The following is a 3,289-nucleotide window of genomic DNA, read 5'->3' as shown; positions in this document are numbered from 1 at the left end:
GGCCCCCTTCCCTCGGCTGAGTCGAGGGAAGGGGGCCTTCACGCGCTGGGTGGGGTGTTGGTGGGTTGCGTTGCTCGGGCGGGCTTCGGGCGGGCACGCCCCCAATGTCACATTGGAGACGCTCAGCGTCCCCAATGCCGCATTGGGGGCACTCGGCGTCCGCGGACCCTCGCCGAGGTGTCGAGCCGGGGCGTCAGGGTGCTCCGGGGCCGAGCGTGTGTCAGGAAAGGGTCTTTCAGGACAAAAAACGTCAGGAAAGACCCTTTCATGACACACCGGCGGCAGGCAGCGGGACCGGTGAGGGCAGCCGGGACCAAGGTCCCGACGGGCCCGGTCGCCGAGCTTTCGCCGCGCGGCCAGTGCTAGCGTCGATGCGTGCCCGCATCGCCTGTCACCCTGCGCCGCCTCGGCATCGTCGGCGTCTGCCTGGTGAGCCTGGCGCTGTGCTGCGGGCTCGCCTGGTGGCAGTGGGAGCGGTTCGCCTCGGCCAGCGGGACCTTCCAGAACCTCGGCTACGTGCTCCAATGGCCGTTGTTCGGGCTGTTCCCCGCGTTCATGTTCTGGCGGATCCGCAAGCTCCGTCGCAGCGCCGCCGAGGCCGACACCCCGGAACAGGCCGCAGTCCCGGAGGTGCCCGCACCCCGGCGGCGCGTCGTCCCGGCGCCCCAGCCCGCCCCCGAGGACGACGAGCTCGCCGCCTACAACCGGTACCTGCGCGAACTCGACGCTCGCGACAAGTAGTTCCCAGAGAGGTTCGAGATCCCTATGACCACCCGAACTGACGACGCCGCCCCGGCCCGCTCGGTCTCGCTGGGCGGGCCGCTGATCCGGTTCCGTGTCGCGGCTTACGCCACCGGTGTCGCCCTGCTCGGGCTGGTCGTGGAGATGCTGCTTCAGTACGTCTTCCGCGTGGAACTTCCCCAGTTCGTGAAGATGATCCCCATGGTCCACGGCGGGCTGTACCTGGTCTATCTGCTGCTCGCGGTCGATCTGGCGATCAAGGCCCGCTGGTCGATGAAGGGCACCTTGCTCGTGCTGATCGCCGGCTGTATCCCGTTCTTCTCGTTCGTGATGGAGCGCAAGGTCACGCACAAGGTCCACGCGGGCGTGAAGCTCTAAGCCCGTTCCCGGCGCCGGAAGGTCAGCGCCACCAGGAAGGACGCCGCCGTCACCACGGCGGCGATGGTGAACGCCGAGGTCATCCCGTCGACGGTGGTCTCCGCCGGGCTCCCGGACGGGGTCCGGGTCACCGCGCCGAACACCGTGATCAGGATCGCGAGCCCCAGCGTCGCGCCGACCTGCTGCATGGTCTGCAGGACCCCGCCGGCGGCGCCCGCGTCATCGGTGGGCACCGTCGCCATGATGATCACGCTGAGCGGGGAGAACGCCAGCCCGGCGCCGACACCCATCAGCAGCATCGGGCCGAGCAGGTGGGAGAAGTAGCCGCTGTCGGTGGTGAGCGTGGTCAGCCAGACGACCCCGCCCGTCATCAACGCCGTACCGGTCAGCGCGAGCGGTTTCGGCCCGAACCGGGGGAGCAGGCGTGGGATCAGCCTGCTGAGCAGGAACATGCACACGGCCATCGGCAGGAACGCGAAGCCGGTCTCCAAGGCGGCGAAACCGGCGATGTCCTGCAGGAACTGGGTCAGGAAGAAGAACATCGACATCATGGCCATCGGCCCGAGTAAGAAGTTGACGTAGGCCGCGGCCCGGTTGCGTTCGGCGAACAGCCGCAACGGGATCAGCGGTTCGCTCACCCTGGTCTCGATCCGGAGGAACGCGGCCAGCAGCGCCAGCCCGGCCGCGAGACTGCCGAGGGTGATCGTGTCGCCCCAGCCATGCGACGCGGCATGGGTGAACGCGAACACGAGCGAGCCGACGCCGAAGGTGCCGGTGACAGCGCCGGGGAGGTCCAGTCGCGCGCGGCGTCGAGGAGGATCGGCGACGTAGCGCGAGGTGAGCAGGACGATCGCGAGCCCGAACGGGACGTTGATGTACAGCGCCGCGCGCCACGAGATCCATTCGGTCAGCAGGCCGCCGAGCAGCAGGCCGATCGCGAAACCGCTGCTGGACATCGCCGAGAACAGCGCCAGCGCGCGCACTCGCGCCTTGGCCTCGGTGAACGTGCTGGTGATCAGGGCCAAGGTGCTCGGCCCGGCGAGTGCGGCGCCGACGCCTTGCGCGATCCGCGCCGCGATCAGCATCTCCGCCGAACCGGCGAGGCCGCCGAGCAGGGACGCGGCGGTGAACACGGCCGTCCCGGCGATGAACATCCGGCGGCGGCCGAACAGGTCGCCCGCGCGCCCGCCGAGCAGCAGCAGGCCGCCGAAGACGAGGCTGTAGGCGGTCATCACCCAGGACAGGCCGGTGTCGGTGAAGCCGAGGTCGGACTGGATGCGGGGCAGCGCGACGTTCATCACCGTCGCGTCGAGGATGAGCATGAGCTGGCAGGTCAGAATGATCGGGAGGACAAGCCGGTGCGGAGGTGGTGGGGCCCCGGTCGTCTCGGGCCTAGGCTCGGCACGCAGGGTTCGCTCGGTCAAGGAATACTCCAAAGACGTAACGAGATGAAGCGGAGAGACTCTCCACTTAAGGTCGTGAGCGATGATATGGAGAGTGTCTCCGCTTACGCAAGTGGATTCGGAGAATGTCTCCGTTTTTGTCGCCCGAGGAGGTGCTGATGGTCACTGCTGATCCGGCCCGGCCCATGCGCGCGGACGCGCGGCGCAACTACGAGCGCATCGTGGGCGTGGCGAAGAAGGCTTTCGCCACCGACGGTGTCGACGTGCCCGCCGACGACATCGCCAAACGCGCCGAAGTGGGCGCGGGCACGTTGTACCGGCACTTCCCGACGCGCGACAAGCTGATCGAGGCCGTCTACCGCGACGAGATCGACGGGCTGGCGCAGCAGGCGTACGACCTGCTCGAAAAGCTACCGCCGGGGCAGGCGCTCGAGACGTGGCTGGCGACGCACATCATCTACGTGGTCGAGAAGCACGGGCTCGCGATGACACTGAAGGCGTCCGTCGACGCCGGCTCCGAGGTCTTCGCCTGGTGCCAATCGCGCCTGCGGTCCGCGGCCGACACGATCGTGAAGGCGGCTCAGGAGGAGGGTGTCCTGCGGGCGGACGTCACCGGCGTCGACATCCTGCGGCTCGGGCACGGGGTGGGCTCCGCCGCGAGCAAGGCGTCCGAAGAGGATACGAAGCGGCTTCTGGCGATCGTGGTGGACGGCCTCCGGGTGTCATGAGGGGTCCCCATAGGACAAATTTCGTCCTATGGGGACCCC

General features: G+C 68.5%; 4 protein-coding genes. 3 read left to right on the top strand and 1 reads right to left on the bottom strand.

Features of this window, described 5'->3' with window-relative positions:
- Positions 1-375: 375 nt before the first annotated feature.
- Positions 376-741: a hypothetical protein gene (locus tag AB0M65_RS40535; RefSeq protein WP_364040888.1), complete on the top strand. Its 366-nt coding sequence runs from the start codon at positions 376-378 to the stop codon at positions 739-741.
- 24 nt (positions 742-765) lie between these two features.
- Positions 766-1,119, top strand: coding sequence for a DUF3817 domain-containing protein (locus AB0M65_RS40530; protein WP_364040885.1), 354 nt, complete (start codon positions 766-768; stop codon positions 1,117-1,119).
- Here the strand turns inward: AB0M65_RS40530 and AB0M65_RS40525 are convergent.
- Positions 1,116-2,543 (bottom strand): MFS transporter, encoded by a 1,428-nt coding sequence (locus AB0M65_RS40525; protein ID WP_364040882.1) that lies wholly within the window; start codon positions 2,541-2,543, stop codon positions 1,116-1,118. The two genes, AB0M65_RS40530 and AB0M65_RS40525, sit on opposite strands and share 4 nt — an antisense overlap.
- Before the next feature lie 137 nt (positions 2,544-2,680).
- On the opposite strand from AB0M65_RS40525, the gene AB0M65_RS40520 reads away from it, so the two are divergent.
- Complete coding sequence (locus AB0M65_RS40520; RefSeq protein WP_364040879.1) at positions 2,681-3,250, top strand: TetR/AcrR family transcriptional regulator; 570 nt, start codon at positions 2,681-2,683, stop codon at positions 3,248-3,250.
- Positions 3,251-3,289 lie beyond the last annotated feature (39 nt).

The sequence above is a fragment of the Amycolatopsis sp. NPDC051071 genome, from assembly GCF_040682875.1.
Lineage (GTDB): Bacteria > Actinomycetota > Actinomycetes > Mycobacteriales > Pseudonocardiaceae > Amycolatopsis.
Note: the sequence above shows the minus strand (reverse complement) of the source record. Positions and strands in the feature narration are given on the sequence as shown.

What these genes read in the sequence shown, in the direction of transcription:
- AB0M65_RS40530 (WP_364040885.1), top strand. Translation starts at nt 766, where the DNA reads ATGACCACCCGAACTGACGACGCCGCCCCGGCCCGCTCGGTCTCGCTG.
- AB0M65_RS40520 (WP_364040879.1), top strand. Translation starts at nt 2,681, where the DNA reads ATGGTCACTGCTGATCCGGCCCGGCCCATGCGCGCGGACGCGCGGCGC.